Here is a 16,387-nt window from a genome sequence, read left to right as displayed (position 1 = left end):
ATCGCGGCCCGCTCGGCGGCGTGCCCCTTCGCCGGCTTCAGCACCACCCGGTCGCCCCGCGCGGTCGCCGGACCGCCCTGCACGACCCGCTCCCGCAGGTGCACCAGCACCTCGGGGATGTCGATGGCGACCGGGCAGACCTCGTAGCAGGCCCCGCACAGCGACGACGCGTACGGCAGCGAGGCGTCGATCCCGCTCTGCACGCCCCGCAGTTGGGGACTGAGGATCGCGCCGATCGGACCCGGGTAGACCGAGCCGTAGGCGTGTCCGCCGGCCCGCTCGTACACCGGGCACACATTGAGGCACGCCGAGCAGCGGATGCAGCGCAGGGCCTGGCGGCCGACGTCGTCGGCGAGCGTGTCGGTGCGGCCGTTGTCGAGCAGGACCAGGTGGAAGCTGCGCGGCCCGTCGGCCGCCTCCGCGTCCGTCGTACCGGTCCACGTCGAGGTGTACGGGTTCATGCGCTCGGCGGTGGAGGACCGGGGGAGGGTCTGCAGGAACACCTCCAGGTCCCGCCAGGTGGGCACGACCTTCTCGATGCCGACCACGGAGATCAGCGTCTCGGGCAGGGTCAGGCACATCCGCCCGTTGCCCTCGGACTCCACGACCACCATCGTGCCGGTCTCGGCGACCATGAAGTTGGCGCCGGAGACGCCGACCCTGGCCCGCAGGAACTTCTCCCGCAGATGGAGGCGGGCCGCCTCCGCGAGGTCGGCCGGGCTGTCGGCGAGCCCGTCGGGCGCGGGGCGGCCCCAACCGCCCATCTCGCCGCGGAAGATGTCCCGGATCTCGCCGCGGTTGCGGTGGATCGCCGGGACGAGGATGTGCGAGGGCCGGTCCCTGCCCAACTGCACGATCAGTTCGGCCAGATCGGTCTCGTAGGCGCGGATGCCCTCCGCCTCCAGCGCCTCGTTCAGCCCGATCTCCTGGGTGGCCATCGACTTGACCTTGACGACCTCCGACTCGCCGGTCGCCTTGACCAGGCCGGCCACGATCCGGTTCGCCTCGCCGGCGTCGGCGGCCCAGTGGACGGTGCCGCCCGCCGCCGTCACCGCCTCCTCCAACTGCACGAGATAGCGGTCGAGATGGCGCAGCGTGTGGTCCTTGATGCGCTTGCCCGCCTCACGCAGCTCCGCCCAGTCGGACACCTCGGCGACCGCGGCGGCCCGCTTGGCGCGGATGGTGTGCGTGGCGTGCCGCAGATTGCCGCGCAGGGTCGCGTCGCGCACCGCCTCGCGCGCGGCCTCCGGAAACGCCGGCATCCCGACGAACGTCCCGCTCACAGTGCCGGTTCCTCCTCTGTGCTCGCCAGGATCTCCGCGATGTGCACCGGCCGCATGCCCGTGCGCAGCCGTGCCATGGTGCCGCCGATGTGCATCAGGCAGGAGTTGTCGGCCGCGCACAGCACCTCGGCGCCGGTGGACTCGGCGTTGCGCACCTTGTCGGTGCCCATCGCCGCCGAGACGTCGGCGTTCTTCAGCGCGAAGGTGCCGCCGAACCCGCAGCACTCCTCGGCGCCGGGCAGCTCGATCAGCTCCAGCCCCTTCACGGCCCGCAGCAGCCGCAGGGGCCGCTCGCCGAGCCCGAGACCGCGCAGCCCGTGACAGGTCGGGTGGTAGGTCACCCGGTGCGGGTAGTGGGCGCCGACGTCCGTCACCCCCAGCACGTCCACCAGGAACTCCGTCAGCTCGTACGTCTTCGGCACCACCGGCGCCAGGGTCGCGGCGAGCGTGTCCCCGCGCCCCTCGGCCCGCGCCCGCTCGCCCATCCGCGGATACAGCTCCCGCACCATCGCGCCGCAGGAGCCGGACGGGGTGACGATCGCGTCGTACTCCCCGAAGACATCGGAGAAATGCCGGGCCAGCGGCTCGGCCTCGTGGCGGTATCCGGTGTTGTAGTGGGCCTGGCCGCAGCAGGTCTGGGCCATCGGGAAGTCGATGTCCACCCCCAGCCTGGTCAGCAGTTTCACCACGGCACGCCCGGTATCCGGATAGAGCGTGTCATTGACGCAGGTCAGGAACAGGGCGACACGCATTCGCGGCTCCCTAGGGATCGGTCATCGGATGAGTGCAGAGTAGTGCCGCCACGCGGCCGACGGGAGTCCCGTCTCATTCCAGAGCGAGCCGCGCCGCCGCCGCGTCCCACCGGGAGGTGTCCCCCCGCGGCTCGTACCGGGTCAGCGGCTGGGTGCGGGTGAGCAGCCGGCGCCCGTCCGCGAGATCCCCCACCAGCCCCTGGGCACGGGCCTGGACCAGGACGTTCCCGAGGGCGGCGGCCTCGGCCGGGCCCGCCACCACCGGCAGACCGCAGGCGTCCGCGGTGAGCCGGCACAGCAGCGCGTTGCGGGCACCGCCGCCGACGATGTGCACGACGTCGACCGGATGGCCGGCCAGCCGCCGCGCGTCGGCGACGGCCCGGCGGTGCGCCAGCGCGAGCGAGTCGAGGATGCACCGGGTGGTCTGCGCGGGCGTCGCGGGCACCGGCTGCCCGGAGGCCCGGCACGCCTCGGCGATACGCTCCGGCATCCGCCCCGGCGCGAGGAACGCGGCGTCGCCCGCGTCCACGACCGACCGCAGCGCCGGCACCTCGGCCGCCGCGCTCAGCAGCGCCTCCAGGTCCGGGTCGCCCCAGGCCCGCAGGCACTCCTGGAGCAGCCACAGGCCCATGATGTTGCGCAGGTAGCGGACCGTGCCGTCCAGGCCCAGCTCGTTGGTGAAGTTGGCGGCCCGGCTCTCCTCGGTGAGCACGGGCGCGGTCAGTTCCAGCCCGGCCAGCGACCAGGTGCCGGTGCAGATGTACGCGAACCGCTCACCCGCGGCGGGGACCGCCGCCACCGCCGAGGCGGTGTCGTGCGAGCCGACCGCGGTCACCGGCACCGGCCCGCTCAGCCCGGTCTCCTCCAGCACCTCGGCGCGCAGCAGCCCCGCGGGGTCGCCGGGCCGCCGCAGCGGCGCGAACAGGCCGAGGTCGATGTCCAGCCGGGCGGCGACCCCGCGGGCCCAGTCGCGGGTGCGGGGGTCGACGAGCTGGGTGGTGGAGGCGTTGGTGAGCTCGGTGCCCTGCTCGCCGGTGAGCCAGTACGACAGCAGGTCCGGGATCAGCAGCAGACGCCTCGCCTGCGCCAGCTGGGCGGAGCCGCGCGCGGCGGCCAGCTGGTACAGCGTGTTGAAGGGCGCGTACTGCAGCCCCGTCGCCGCGTACAGCTCGCGGGCCGGGAGCGTCGCCCACACCTGCTCGGCGACCCCCTCGGTGCGCGGGTCGCGGTAGTGCACCGGGTTGCCGAGCAGCGCCCCGTCGGCGTCCAGCAGGCCGTAGTCGACGGCCCAGCTGTCGATGCCGACCGAGGCGACGGGCCCGGCCGCCCGCAGGCCCGCCAGCACCCCGGCGTACAGCCCGAGGACGTCCCAGCGCAGCCCCTCGGGCACCCGCACCGGCCGGTTGGGGAAGCGGTGCGCCTGCGTCAGCTCCAGCCGGCCGGGGCCGACGCGGCCGACCATGACGCGCCCGCTGGACGCGCCGAGGTCGACCGCGGCGTACGACCTCTCGCGGGCGCTCATCGCAGGAAGGCGGCCGCGACGCCCGCGTCGACCGGGATGTGCAGCCCGGTGGTGTGCGTCAGCTCCCCGCCGGTCAGGGCGAACACGGCGTTGGCGACGTGCTCCGGCAGCACCTCCCGCTTGAGGAGGGTCCGCTGCGCGTAGAACTCGCCGAGCTTCGCCTCCTCGACGCCGTACACCGCGGCCCGCCGGGCGCCCCAGCCGCCGGCGAAGATGCCCGAACCGCGCACGACGCCGTCCGGGTTGACGCCGTTGACGCGGATGCCGTGCTCGCCGAGTTCGGCCGCCAGCAGCCGCACCTGATGGGCCTGGTCGGCCTTGGTGGCGCCGTACGCGATGTTGTTCGGGCCGGCGAACACGCCGTTCTTGGAGGCGATGTAGACGATGTCGCCGCCCAGCTTCTGCGCCGTCATCACCCGGGCCGCCTCCCGCGACACCAGGAAGGAGCCGCGGGCCATGATGTCGTGCTGGAGGTCCCAGTCGCGGGCGGTGGTCTCCAGGAGCGGCTTGGACACGGAGATGCCCGCGTTGTTGACGACGAGGTCGACACCGCCGAAGGCGAGCACGGCCGTGCGGAACGCGTCGGCGATCTGCTCCTCGGAGGTGACGTCCATCCGCACCGCCACGGCCCGGTCCGCGCCGCCCAGTTCCCCGGCCACGGCCTCGGCGCTCGCGCCGTCGAGGTCGGCGACGACCACGCACGCCCCCTCGGCGGCCAGCCGCCCGGCGATGGCCCTGCCGATGCCGCTGCCCGCGCCCGTCACCAGCGCGACGCGCGTCGCGAGCGCCTTGGGCCGCGGCATCCGCCGCAGCTTGGCCTCCTCCAGCGCCCAGTACTCGATGCGGAACTTCTCCGACTCCTCGATGGGCGCGTAGGAGGAGACGGCCTCCGCGCCGCGCATCACGTTGACCGCGTTGACGTAGAACTCGCCCGCCACCCGGGCGGTCTGCTTGTCCTTGCCGAAGCTGAACATGCCGACGCCGGGCACCAGCACGATCGCCGGGTCGGCGCCGCGCATCGCGGGGGAGTCGGGCAGGGCGTGCCGGCGGTAGTAGGCGGCGTACTCCTCGCGGTACGCGGCGTGCAGCTCGCCCAGCCGTGCGACGGCCTCCTCCAGCGGCGCGGACGGCGGCAGGTCCAGCACCAGCGGACGCACCTTGGTGCGCAGGAAGTGGTCGGGGCAGGAGGTGCCGAGCGCGGCCAGGCGCGGGTGCGCGGCGCGGGCCAGGAAGTCGAGCACGGCATCCGAGTCGTCGTAGTGCCCGACCTGGGCCCGGTCCTGCGAGGCGACGGCGCGCACGTGCGGCGCCAGCGCGGCGGCGCGCTCGCGGCGCTCGGCCTCCGGCAGCGGTTCGTACCCCTCCAGGACCGGCCCGAAGGGCTCGGCCCTGCCGCGCTCGCGCAGGAACGCCTCGGCGGTGCGGATGATGTGCAGGGAGTTGCGCTCGCACTCCTCGGAGGTCTCGCCCCAGGCGGTGATGCCGTGCCCGCCGAGCACACAGCCGACGGCCTGCGGATGGGCCTTCTTCACGGCGGCGATGTCCAGTCCCAGCTGGAACCCGGGACGCCGCCAGGGCACCCACACCACGCTGTCGCCGAAGCACTCGGCGGTCAGCTCCTCCCCGTCGGCGGCGCACGCGAGGGCGATGCCCGAGTCGGGGTGCAGATGGTCGACGTGGGCGGCCTCGACGAGCCCGTGCATGGCCGTGTCGATGGAGGGGGCGGCGCCTCCCCTGCCGTGCAGGCAGTAGTCGAAGGCGGCGACCATCTCGTCCTCGCGCTCGACGCCGGGGTAGACGTCCTTGAGGGCGCGCAGCCGGTCGAGCCGCAGCACGGCGAGCCCGTCCTCGGTGAGCGTGCCGAGGTCGCCGCCGGACCCCTTGACCCACAGCAGCTCGACGTCACCGCCGGTCACGGGGTCGGTGCCGGTGCCCTGGGCGGAGGTGTTGCCGCCGGCGTAGTTGGTGTTGCGGGGGTCGGCGCCGAGCCGGCGGGAGCGGGCGAGCAGCGCGTCGGCCTCGGGACGGGGGGCCATGGACATGCGGTCCTCTCTGACGAAGGGCGGGGAAGGCGCCCCCTCGGGGCGCGGGACGACCGCGCGGCCGGGCGGAACCCGGCCCGCGGTCCGCGGACGGCGGGCGGCTACGCCCCCCATCCGGCCTGCAGGCCGCCCACGCGGTCGGCCACGATCTTCTCGGCCCACCCGGACCGCCGGTAGGCGCCCAGCGGGTCCGGGTCGAGCCCGCTCTCCTCGCGCACCTCGGCCAGCAGCGGCCGCACGTCGGTGTTGTAGGCGTCCATCAGGACGGCGTTGGCCTCCAGCACGTCCCCGGCGGCCTGCGCCGCGGCCAGTGCCCCGCGGTCGACCAGCAGCGCCTTCGCCGTGGCCTCCTGCACGTTCATGACGGAGCGGATGATCGCCGGGATCTTCGCCTCGATGTTGTGGCACTGGTCGAGCATGAAGGCCACGTCGGCGGTGAACCCGCCGCCGCGCACGACCTCGTACATGATCCGGAACAGCTGGAAGGGGTCCGCGGCGCCGACCATGAGGTCGTCGTCCGCGTAGAAGCGCGAGTTGAAGTCGAAGGCGCCGAGCCTGCCCTCGCGCAGCAGTGTGGCGACGATGAACTCGATGTTGGTGCCGGGCGCGTGGTGCCCGGTGTCGACGACGACCTGCGCCTGGGGGCCGAGCTTGAGGCAGTGCGCGTAGGCCGTGCCCCAGTCCGGCACGTCGGTGGTGTAGAAGGCGGGCTCGAACAGCTTGTACTCCAGCAGCATCCGCTGCCCGTCCCCGAGCCGCGCGTACACCTGGGCCAGCGCCTGCGCCAGCCGGTCCTGGCGGGCCCGGATGTCGTCCTGGCCGGGGTAGTTGGTGCCGTCGGCGAACCACAGCTTCAGATCCCGCGAGCCGGTGGCGTCCATGATGTCGACGCACTCCAGGAGGTGGTCCACGGCCTTGCGCCGCACCGCCGCCTCGGGGTGGCAGACGCTGCCGAGCCGGTAGTCGTCGTCCTGGAAGGTGTTGGAGTTGATCGTGCCGAGCCGCACACCGTGGTCCTCGGCGTACCCGGCCAGCGCGGCGTAGTCGTCGACCCGGTCCCACGGGATGTGCAGGGCGACGGTGGGGGCGGCACCGGTGAACTCGTGCACCTTCGCCGCGTCCGCGAGCTTCTCCCGCGGAGTGCGCGGCACGCCCTGCTGGGCGAACACCTTGAACCGCGTCCCCGAGTTCCCGTACGCCCACGACGGCGTCTCGACGGCCTGGGTCCTGAGTGCGGCCTTCACCGCGGCGAGCTCGGTCACTTGGGGCTCCTGTGACGTGGGGACGAAGATCCGGCGGAGGTTCCGGCGGAGGGTGCGCCGGAGGTTGCGCCGACATCGCTGGACATCGCTTCGCCATGAAACGATTCAAGACGGGAACGTACGAGGCCCCCGAAGGGGTGTCAACCCCCGCGGCACAGCCGGCTTCCCGTGACTCCGCCGTGACCTTGAGGCTCGAAACTTTTTCGACACGGACCCATTGACGTGACATGCGCTCCATGTCTAACGTCCCGGCAACCAAGTTGAAACCTTTCACGACGCCGGGAGGGCCGTCCCGCCGGTGTCGTCGAGGAGCCCTCATGACCCACCCGTCCACCACGGGTTCGGCCCCGGTTCTGGCGCTCAGGGACGTCTCCAAGTCCTTCGGCGCGGTCCGCGCCCTGCGGGACGTCTCCCTGGAGCTGCTGCCCGGGGAGGTGCACGCGCTCGCCGGCGAGAACGGCGCGGGCAAGTCGACCCTGATCAAGACGCTCGCCGGCGTGCACCGGCCCGACGCCGGCCAGGTGCTGCTCGACGGCGCGCCCGTCGTCCTCCACGGCCCCGGTGACGCCCGCGACGCCGGCGTCGCCGTCATCTACCAGGAGCCGACCCTCTTCCCCGACCTGTCGATCGCCGAGAACATCTTCATGGGCCGCCGCCCCCGGCGCTCCCTCGGCCGCATCGACCACCGGGCCACCCACACCGCCACCCTCGCCCTCATGCGGCGCCTCGGCGTCGAACTCGACCCCGACCGCCCCGCGCGCGGACTGTCCATCGCCGACCAGCAGATCGTCGAGATCGCCAAGGCGCTCTCCTTCGACGCCCGGGTCCTGATCATGGACGAGCCGACCGCCGCCCTCACCGGCAGCGAGGTCGCCCGCCTCTTCGGCGTCGTGCGCACCCTGCGCGAGCAGGGCGCCGCCGTCCTGTTCATCTCCCACCGGCTGGAGGAGATCTTCCGGATCTGCGAGCGCGTCACCACCCTGCGCGACGGCGCCCTGATCGCCAGCGAGCCGCTGGCGGGCATGACCGAGGACGACCTCGTGCGCCGCATGGTCGGCCGCGACCTCGACGACCTCTACCCCAAGCAGGACGTGACGCCCGGCGAGATCGCCCTGAGCGTGCGCCGCCTGACCCGCGAGGGCGTCTTCACCGACGTCTCCTTCGACGTACGCCGCGGTGAGATCGTCGGCCTCGCCGGACTCGTCGGCGCCGGGCGCACCGAGGTCGCGCGGGCCGTCTTCGGCGTCGACCGCCGGGACGCCGGCGAGGTCACGGTCGACGGCAGGGCCCTGACCAACGGCGCCCCCTCCACCGCGATGGCCGCCGGACTCGCCCTCGTCCCCGAGGACCGGCGCGCCCAGGGCCTGGTGATGGACATGTCCATCGAGCGCAACATCGGCCTCACCGGACTGCGCACCACCGTCCGGGCGGGCCTGATGGACCGCGCCGCCGAACGCAGCCGCTCCCTCGACTGGGCCGTGAGACTCCAGGTCAAGTACACCCGCATCGCCGACGCCGTCTCCACCCTCTCCGGCGGCAACCAGCAGAAGGTCGTCCTCGCCAAGTGGCTCGCCACCGGCCCCCGGGTGCTGATCGTGGACGAGCCCACCCGCGGCATCGACGTCGGGACCAAGGCCGAAGTGCACCGGCTGCTCAGTGAGTTGGCCGCCGACGGGGTGGCCGTACTGATGATCTCCTCCGACCTGCCCGAGATCCTCGGCATGGCCGACCGCGTGCTCGTGATGCACGAGGGCCGGCTCACCGCCGAGATCCCGCGCTCCGAAGCCACCGAGGAAACCGTGATGGCCGCAGCCACCGGGAGGGCCGCCGCATGACGGTGACCGCTCCCCCCGAGGCCCCCGCGGCCGACGTGCCCAAGTCCAGCGGCACCCGCCTGGTCGACCGCGTCTTCAGGATGCGCGAACTCGCCATCCTGGCCGTCCTGCTGGTGATGATCGTCGTCACCCAGCTGGGCAACAGCGAGTTCCTCACCGAGCAGGGCATCAAGGACCTGCTGCTGAACGCCACGATCCTGGTGCTGGTCGCCACCGGCCAGGCCGTGGTCGTCCTCACCCGCAACGTCGACCTGTCGGTCGGCTCCGTCCTCGGCATCAGCGCCTTCGCGGCCGGCCTCTACCTCCAGGACGGCGGCAACCCGGTCGTCGCCGTGCTCCTCGCCGTCCTGCTCGGCGTCGGCTTCGGACTGCTCAACGGACTGCTCGTCAGCCTCGGCCAGGTGCCCGCCCTCGTCGTCACCCTCGGCACGCTCTACATCGTCCGCGGCATCGACTCCATCTGGGTCGGCTCCCGGCAGATCGTCGCCTCCGCCCTGCCCGACTCCTTCGTGGACTTCGGCTCCGGCGGCATCTCCGCCGTGCCGTGGCCGGCGCTCATCGCGCTCGCCGTGCTCGTGGCCACCGCCTACTTCCTCAAGCACTACGGCAGCGGCCGCGAGCTGTACGCCCTCGGCTCCAACCCCGAGGCCGCCCGGCTCGCCGGCATCCCGGTGCGCAGGCGCATCCTCGCCGCCTACACCTTCTGCGGCGCCCTCGCCGGACTCGCCGGCGCCCTGTACCTGGCCCGGTTCGGCAACGTCGACTCCGGCACCGGAAGCGGCTACGAACTCACCGTCGTCAGCGCCGTCGTGGTCGGCGGCGTCGTCTTCACCGGCGGCTCCGGCAGCGTCTACGGCGCCGCCCTCGGCGCGCTGCTGCTGACCTCCGTCAACAGCGTGCTGCCCGCCCTCGGCGTCAGCTCCGTCTGGGTGCTCGCCATCAACGGCATCCTGCTCATCCTCGCCATCGCCGTCGACCGGATCGTCGCGCTGCGCGTGGCCAACGCCCTGAAGAAGAGGAACGCCCGCCATGGCTGACGTCTCCCTGTCGCGCGCGGTCCGCTGGGACACGGTCGTCGGCGCGCTGCTGATCACCGTGCTCCTGCTGTCCTTCGGCCTGGTCGACGGTTTCGGCAACGCGCTCAACCTGTCGTTCCTGATCGGCAACACCCTGCCGATCGCCCTGATCGCCCTGCCGATGACCCTGCTGGTCGTCTCGGGCGAGATCGACCTCTCCGTCGCCTCGACCGCCGGGCTGTCCGGCGCGGTCATGGGCGCCCTGTGGAACCAGGGCATGAGCATCGAGACGATCATCCCGATCTGCCTCCTGCTCGGCGTGGTGTGCGGGCTGGTCAACGGCCTGCTGGTCACCCGGCTCGGGCTGCCCTCCCTCGCCGTCACCATCGGCACCCTCGCCGCCTACCGGGGCATCGCGCAGATCGTGCTCGGCTCGGACGCCGTGACCGACTTCCCCACCCCCTACCTGGACTTCGCCTCCGGACGCATCGGCGACACCTTCGTCCCGTACGCGCTGCTGCCCTTCCTGCTGCTCCTCGCGATCGCCGTCGTCGCGCTGCACGCCACCCCGTTCGGGCGGTCGCTGTTCGCGACCGGCGCGAGCGAGGAGGCCGCGCGGTTCGCGGGCGTCCGCGTCAGGCGCCAGAAGCTGATCCTGTTCACCGTCACCGGCCTGATGGCCTCCCTCACCGGCGTCTTCTGGGCGCTGCACTACGCGAGCGCCCGCTACGACAACGCCACCGGCCTCGAACTGTCCGTCGTCGCCGCCGTCCTGCTCGGCGGCATCGACTTCGACGGCGGCAAGGGCACGCTCGGCGGCGCGGTCGCCGGAGTCTTCCTGCTCGGCGCGCTGCAGAACGTGATGAGCCTCCAGGACGTCTCCGCGCAGTCGCAGATCGTCGTCACCGGCGTCCTGCTCGTCCTGTCCGTGCTCGGCCCCCGCGTCGCACGCCAGATCGCCGTGGCGAGGGCCGGCCGCAGAGCAGTCCGGGCCGCGCCCCCGACCCCGTGAGTACAGCCCTTCCCCGCAAGCCCAGCCCTTCCTCGCAAGCCCAGCCCTTCCTCGCAAAGGACCATCACCATGCGTAAGTCATCCCTGCGCCGTGCCACCGCGGGCCTCGCCGCCGCCACCTCGCTCGCCCTGGCGCTCACCGCGTGCGGCGGCACCACCAAGGAGGACGTCAAGAACGAGGGCGCCCCGGCCGCGAGCGGCGGCAAGGCCGACCCGAACGCGGCACTGAAGAAGGGCCTGACCGTCGGCTTCCTGCCCAAGCAGGTCAACAACCCCTACTTCACCTCCGCCGACAAGGGCGGCGAGGCGGCCGTGAAGGAACTCGGCTCCACCTACAAGGAGGTCGGCCCCTCCAGCGCCACCGACACCGCGGGCCAGGTCTCCTACGTCAACACCCTCACCCAGCAGCAGGTCGACGCCATGGCCGTGTCCGCGCAGGACCCGGGCGCCCTGTGCACCGCGCTCAAGCAGGCCATGAAGAACGGCATCAAGGTCGTCACCTACGACTCCGACACCACCGCCGACTGCCGCAACGCCTTCGTCTCGCAGGCGTCCGCCGAGGACCTCGGCCGTACCGAGGTGCAGCTCCTGGCCGAGCAGATCGGCTACAAGGGCGAGATCGCGGTCCTGTCCGCCGCGCAGACCGCGACCAACCAGAACGTCTGGATCGACTTCATGAAGCAGGAGTTGAAGGACCCCAAGTACAAGGACGTCAAGCTGGTCAAGGTCGCCTACGGCGACGACGACGCCCAGAAGTCCTTCCAGCAGACCCAGGGCCTGCTCCAGGAGTACCCGAACCTGAAGGGGATCATCTCCCCGACCACCGTCGGCATCAAGGCCGCCGCCCAGTACCTGTCGGGCTCCAAGTACAAGGGCAAGGTCAAGCTGACCGGCCTCGGCACCCCCAACGACATGCGCAAGTACGTCAAGAACGGCACCGTCGAGGCGTTCGAGCTGTGGGACCCGGCGAAGCTCGGCGAGCTGGCCGCGCGCACCGCCGTCGCCCTGGCCTCCGGGCAGATCACCGGCAAGGAGGGCGAGACCTTCACGGCCGGCGGCATGGGCGAGTACGCCCTCGGCAAGGACGGCGTGATCAGCCTCGGCAAGCCGACCGTGTTCGACGCCAAGAACATCGACCAGTTCAACTTCTGATCCGCGAGGGGCTGTCGATGCAGCGCGTGTGCTTCCTGCTCAAGGTCCGGGCGGACCGCCTGGACGAGTACCGCGAACGCCACGCCGCGGTGTGGCCCGAGATGCTCGACGCGTTGCGGGCCACCGGCTGGCACAACTACTCGCTCTTCCTGCGCGACGACGGCCTGCTCGTCGGCTACCTGGAGACCGAGGACTTCGCGGCGGCCGTCGCCGGCATGGAGGCCACCGGGGTCAACGCGCGCTGGCAGACGCAGATGGCGCCGTTCTTCGAAGCGCTGGACGGCGCCCGGCCCGACGAGGCCGTGAAACCGCTCACGGAAGTGTTCCACCTCGCCTGAACCCGTCCGCCGCAGACCCGCGGACGGACCCCGGCCCACCGCCGGGCGCGGCGCCCGCCCCGGCCGTGCGCCGCCGCGCCCGACCGCAGCCGTTGTGGGCGGCATGACGCTAATGTGAAGGCCCTTCCCGCCGCCCGAGTCCGACCCGTCTCCCTGGAGGTCCCTGCCCGATGGCCCAGTCGGTGGGTATCAAGGACGTCGCCCGTGCCGCCGGAGTCTCCGTCGGCACCGTCTCGAACGTCATCAACCGCCCGGACACCGTCGCGACCGAGACCCGGGCGCGGGTGCAGTCCGCGATCGACCGGCTGGGCTACGTCCGCAGCGAGTCCGCGCGCCAACTGCGCGCCGGCCGCAGCAGGATCATGGGTCTGCTCGTCCTCGACATGGGCAACCCCTTCTTCGTCGACGTGGCGCGCGGCGCCGAGCGCACCGCGCGCGACGCCGGCCTGGGCGTGATGGTCTGCAACAGCGCGCAGAGCGCCGACGAGGAGGCCGACTACCTGTCCCTCTTCGCCGAACAGCGGGTGCGCGGCGTGCTGCTGACCCCGGCCGACGCCACCGGCCGCAACATCGAGGCGTTCCGGCGGCACGGCATCCCCTTCGTCCTCGTCGACCGGGTCGCCGAGGGCACCACCGAGTGCTCGGTCTCCGTCGACGACGTGGCGGGCGGCGCCCTGGCCGTGCGCCATCTCGCCGACGCGGGCCACCGCTCCCTCGCCTACGTCAGCGGCCCGCCGGGCCTCACCCAGGTCCGCGACCGCCGCACCGGCGCGCTGAAGGCCCTGGAGGAGGCCGGCCTCGGCCCCGAGTGCCTGCGCGAACTGCCCACCGAGCGGCTCGACGTGGCCGCCGGCCGGGACGCCGGCGCCCGGCTGCTGGGCCTCGCCGAACGCCCGACCGCGGTGTTCTGCGCCAACGACCTGCTCGCCCTCGGCGTCCTCCAGGCGATGTACGCCGCCGGTGTGGACGTCCCCGAGGACCTGGCGATCGTCGGCTACGACGACATCGAGTTCGCCGCCGCGGCGGCCGTCCCGCTCACCTCCGTACGGCAGCCCGCCGTGACCATGGGCACCCTCGCCGCCGGGATGCTGCTGGAGGAGACCGAGGCCGCGACCGGAGCCGGGCGGCACGAGCACCGGCGCGTCGTCCTGCGGCCGGAACTGGTCGTGCGGCGCTCCAGCCTGCCCGCCCGCTGATCCGGCCGGAGCACGACGCGCCGGGGCTGCTGATCCGGCGTTCAGTACGATGTCGTGATCCCGGGGCCCGGACGGCACGCCGCCCCGTGCTGAACCGGGACGCGGCCAGAGAATCCATCCGTCCCGGGAGCACCGTTGTCCCTCAGCTACCGTCAGCCAGGCGTCGTCCTCACCGACCGCCACTTCACCGTGCCCCTCGACCACGCCGACCCCTCGGGCGAGACGATCGTGCTCTACGCCCGCGAGGTCGTCGCCGGCGACAAGGCGCACCAGGACCTGCCCTGGCTGGTGTACCTCCAGGGCGGGCCCGGCTTCGGGGCGAACCGTTTCATCGGCAAGGGCGCCTGGCTCGGCCGCGCCCTCAAGGAGTTCCGCGTCCTGCTGCTCGACCAGCGCGGCACCGGCCACTCCACGCCCGCCAACCGCCAGACCCTGCCCCTGCGCGGCGGCCCCGCGGAACAGGCCCGCTACCTGACCCGGTTCCGCGCCGACTCGATCGTGCGGGACTGCGAGCTGATCCGCCGCGAGGTCACCGGCGGCGCGCCCTGGACCGTGCTCGGCCAGAGCTTCGGCGGCTTCTGCGCGGCCACCTACCTCTCCACCGCCCCCGAGGGCCTGACCGCCGCCGTCGTCACCGGCGGCCTGCCCTCCCTCGACGCCCACGCCGACGACGTCTACCGGGCCGCCTACCCGCGCATCGAACGCAAGGTCGCCGCGCACTACGCGCGTTACCCCCAGGACGTCGACCGCGCCCGCCGGATCGCCGACCACCTGCTCTCGCACGACGTCGTCCTGCCCGGCGGCTACCGGCTGACGGCGGAGGCGTTCCAGTCCCTCGGCATCCTGCTCGGCGGCAGCGAGGGCAGCCACCGCCTGCACTACCTGCTGGAGGACGCCTTCGTGCGCACCCCGCAGGGCCCGGCCCTCTCCGACGCCTTCCAGGAGGAGGTCCAGGGCCTGCTGTCGTACGCGGGCCACCCGCTGTACGCCCTCGTCCACGAGGCGATCTACGGCCAGGACGAGCGCCCCACCGCCTGGTCCGCGGAGCGGGTGCGCGCGGAGTTCCCGCAGTTCGACGCGGCCAAGACGCTCGCGGGCGACGCACCCCTGCTGTTCACCGGCGAGTCGGTCCACCCCTGGATGTTCGACTGCGACCCGGCGCTGCGCCCGCTGCGCGAGACCGCCGAACTCCTGGCCGCCCGCACCGACTGGACGCCCCTGTACGACCCCGCGCGCCTGGCCGCCAACGAGGTCCCGGTCGCCGCGGCGGTCTACCACGACGACATGTACGTGGACACCGCCCACTCCCTGGCCACCGCCCGCGCCGTGCGCGGACTGCGGACCTGGGTCACCGACGAGTTCGAGCACGACGGGGTCCGGGCCGGCGGCCCGCGCGTGCTGGACCGGCTGCTCGCCCTGACCCGCGACGAGGCGTGAGGGCTCCGGCGGGGTTAGGGTGCGGTGCATGACCGAGCCGACGCCCGCGCAGCTCCAGCCCCTGCCCGACGACTGGCAGCGCGCGCTCGCCGTCGTCGCGCACCCGGACGACCTGGAGTACGGCTGCTCGGCGGCGATCGCCGCGTGGACCGACGCCGGCCGAGAGGTCGCCTACGTCCTCGCGAGCCGCGGCGAGGCGGGCATCGACACCGTCGACCCCGCGACCTGCGGCCCGCTGCGCGAGCGCGAGCAGCGGGCCGGTGCGGCGGCCGTGGGCGTGCGCACCGTGGAGTTCCTCGACCACCGGGACGGCGTGATCGAGTACGGCATCGGGCTGCGCCGCGACATCGCCGCCGCGATCCGCAGGCACCGCCCCGAACTCGTCGTCACGCTCAACCACCGGGACACCTGGGGCGGCGTCGCCTGGAACACCCCGGACCACGTGGCGGTCGGCCGCGCCACGCTGGACGCGGCGGGCGACGCGGGCAACCGCTGGATCTTCCCGGAGCTGACCGAGCGCGGCCTCGCCCCGTGGAACGGCGTCCGCTGGGTCGCCGTCGCCGGTTCCAGCACCCCCACGCACGCGGTCGACGCCTCGGCCGGCCTGGAGCGCGCGGTGGCCTCCCTGCTCGAACACCGCGCCTACATCGAGGCGTTGACGGACGAGGACCCCGAGGCGTACGCGCGCGGGTTCCTCACCTCGACGGCCGAGGCGACGGGGCAGCGGTTCGGCGGACGCCCGGCCGTGGCGTTCGAGCTGTTCAGCCGGTAGCCGGCACGGGGCGGAACCCGGCGTCCGCGGGGCGGCTAGGCTTCCCGGCATGCACGACGGAACCGGTGGCCTCGGCGAACTGCGCGGCGACTGCGCGCGCTGCTTCGGCCTGTGCTGTGCGGCACTGCCCTTCTCCGCCTCCGCGGACTTCGCGGTGGACAAGGACGCCGGGACGCCCTGCCGCAACCTCCGGGACGACCACCGCTGCGGCATCCACGCCCGGCTGCGGGAGAGCGGCTTCAGCGGCTGCACGGTCTACGACTGCTTCGGCGCCGGGCAGCAGGTCTCCCGGGTCACCTTCGGCGGGGCGGACTGGCGCCAGGGGCCGCCCGAGCTGCCGGGGCGGATGTTCGGTGTCTTCCCGGTCGTCCGGGCGCTGCACGAACTGCTGTGGTACCTGACCGAGGCGCTCACCCTGCCCGCCGCGCGCCCCGTGCACGCCGACCTCCGTGACCTGCTGGCCCGGACCCGGGAACTGGCTGCGGGCACCCCGCAGGAGCTGGCGGCGCTGGACGTCACCGCCCACCGCCGGCGTGTCGACGTACTGCTGCGGCGCACCAGCGAACTGGTGCGCTCCGGTGTCCGGGGCCGCGGCAAGGACCGCCGGGGCGCGGACCTGATGGGGGCCCGGCTGCGGGGCGCCGACCTGCGCGGCGCGAACCTGCGCGGCGCCCTGCTGATCGCCGCGGACCTCACGGGCGCCGATCTGCGCGGGGCGGACCTCATCGGCGCCGACCTGCGCGACACCGATCTGACGGACGCCGATCT

General features: G+C 73.2%; 14 protein-coding genes. 9 read left to right on the top strand and 5 right to left on the bottom strand.

What is annotated here, in order from left to right; translation table 11 throughout:
• The 5 genes from SZN_RS28180 to rhaI all read right to left on the bottom strand — a co-directional run.
• A partial coding sequence (locus SZN_RS28180) for a lactate utilization protein B (RefSeq protein ID WP_007501628.1) occupies nucleotides 1-1,283 on the bottom strand: 1,283 nt, incomplete at its 3' end.
• A complete protein-coding gene (locus tag SZN_RS28175; protein ID WP_007501625.1) occupies nucleotides 1,280-2,035 on the bottom strand; it encodes a (Fe-S)-binding protein in 756 nt (251 codons plus the stop codon). The genes SZN_RS28180 and SZN_RS28175, both read right to left, overlap by 4 nt.
• A 73-nt stretch (nucleotides 2,036-2,108) precedes the next feature.
• Complete coding sequence (locus tag SZN_RS28170) at nucleotides 2,109-3,557, bottom strand: rhamnulokinase (protein ID WP_007501623.1); 1,449 nt, start codon at nucleotides 3,555-3,557, stop codon at nucleotides 2,109-2,111.
• Complete coding sequence (locus SZN_RS28165; protein WP_043733593.1) at nucleotides 3,554-5,593, bottom strand: bifunctional rhamnulose-1-phosphate aldolase/short-chain dehydrogenase; 2,040 nt, start codon at nucleotides 5,591-5,593, stop codon at nucleotides 3,554-3,556. Before SZN_RS28165 ends, SZN_RS28170 begins: the two co-directional genes overlap by 4 nt.
• A 107-nt stretch (nucleotides 5,594-5,700) precedes the next feature.
• Nucleotides 5,701-6,861, bottom strand: coding sequence for an L-rhamnose isomerase (rhaI, locus tag SZN_RS28160; RefSeq protein WP_007501619.1), 1,161 nt, complete (start codon nucleotides 6,859-6,861; stop codon nucleotides 5,701-5,703).
• Between the two features lie 317 nt (nucleotides 6,862-7,178).
• Between rhaI and SZN_RS28155 the strand changes: the two genes are divergently transcribed.
• From SZN_RS28155 to SZN_RS43280, 9 genes are all read left to right on the top strand, one after another.
• A complete protein-coding gene (locus SZN_RS28155) occupies nucleotides 7,179-8,696 on the top strand; it encodes a sugar ABC transporter ATP-binding protein (protein WP_007501617.1) in 1,518 nt (505 codons plus the stop codon).
• On the top strand, nucleotides 8,693-9,733 hold the full coding sequence (locus SZN_RS28150; protein WP_007501615.1) for an ABC transporter permease: 1,041 nt from the start codon (nucleotides 8,693-8,695) through the stop codon (nucleotides 9,731-9,733). The genes SZN_RS28155 and SZN_RS28150 overlap by 4 nt, the downstream gene beginning before the upstream one ends.
• Nucleotides 9,726-10,724 (top strand): ABC transporter permease, encoded by a 999-nt coding sequence (locus SZN_RS28145; RefSeq protein ID WP_007501612.1) that lies wholly within the window; start codon nucleotides 9,726-9,728, stop codon nucleotides 10,722-10,724. The genes SZN_RS28150 and SZN_RS28145 overlap by 8 nt, the downstream gene beginning before the upstream one ends.
• A gap of 69 nt (nucleotides 10,725-10,793) precedes the next feature.
• Entirely contained in the window at nucleotides 10,794-11,876 is a 1,083-nt protein-coding gene (rhaS, locus tag SZN_RS28140; RefSeq protein WP_007501610.1) for a rhamnose ABC transporter substrate-binding protein, read from the top strand.
• A 17-nt stretch (nucleotides 11,877-11,893) separates the two neighbouring features.
• Nucleotides 11,894-12,214 carry an L-rhamnose mutarotase gene (locus tag SZN_RS28135; protein WP_007501607.1) on the top strand — a complete coding sequence of 107 codons (321 nt, stop codon included), beginning with the start codon at nucleotides 11,894-11,896 and terminating at the stop codon, nucleotides 12,212-12,214.
• Nucleotides 12,215-12,384: 170 nt separating this feature from the next.
• A complete protein-coding gene (locus SZN_RS28130) occupies nucleotides 12,385-13,410 on the top strand; it encodes a LacI family DNA-binding transcriptional regulator (protein WP_007501605.1) in 1,026 nt (341 codons plus the stop codon).
• A gap of 135 nt (nucleotides 13,411-13,545) precedes the next feature.
• Nucleotides 13,546-14,847, top strand: coding sequence for an alpha/beta fold hydrolase (locus SZN_RS28125; protein WP_007501603.1), 1,302 nt, complete (start codon nucleotides 13,546-13,548; stop codon nucleotides 14,845-14,847).
• Between the two features lie 28 nt (nucleotides 14,848-14,875).
• Nucleotides 14,876-15,619 (top strand): PIG-L deacetylase family protein, encoded by a 744-nt coding sequence (locus SZN_RS28120; RefSeq protein WP_007501602.1) that lies wholly within the window; start codon nucleotides 14,876-14,878, stop codon nucleotides 15,617-15,619.
• A gap of 49 nt (nucleotides 15,620-15,668) precedes the next feature.
• A partial coding sequence (locus SZN_RS43280) for a pentapeptide repeat-containing protein (protein WP_007501600.1) occupies nucleotides 15,669-16,387 on the top strand: 719 nt, incomplete at its 3' end.

This window comes from Streptomyces zinciresistens K42 (assembly GCF_000225525.1).
Lineage (GTDB): Bacteria > Actinomycetota > Actinomycetes > Streptomycetales > Streptomycetaceae > Streptomyces > Streptomyces zinciresistens.
Note: the sequence above shows the minus strand (reverse complement) of the source record. Positions and strands in the feature narration are given on the sequence as shown.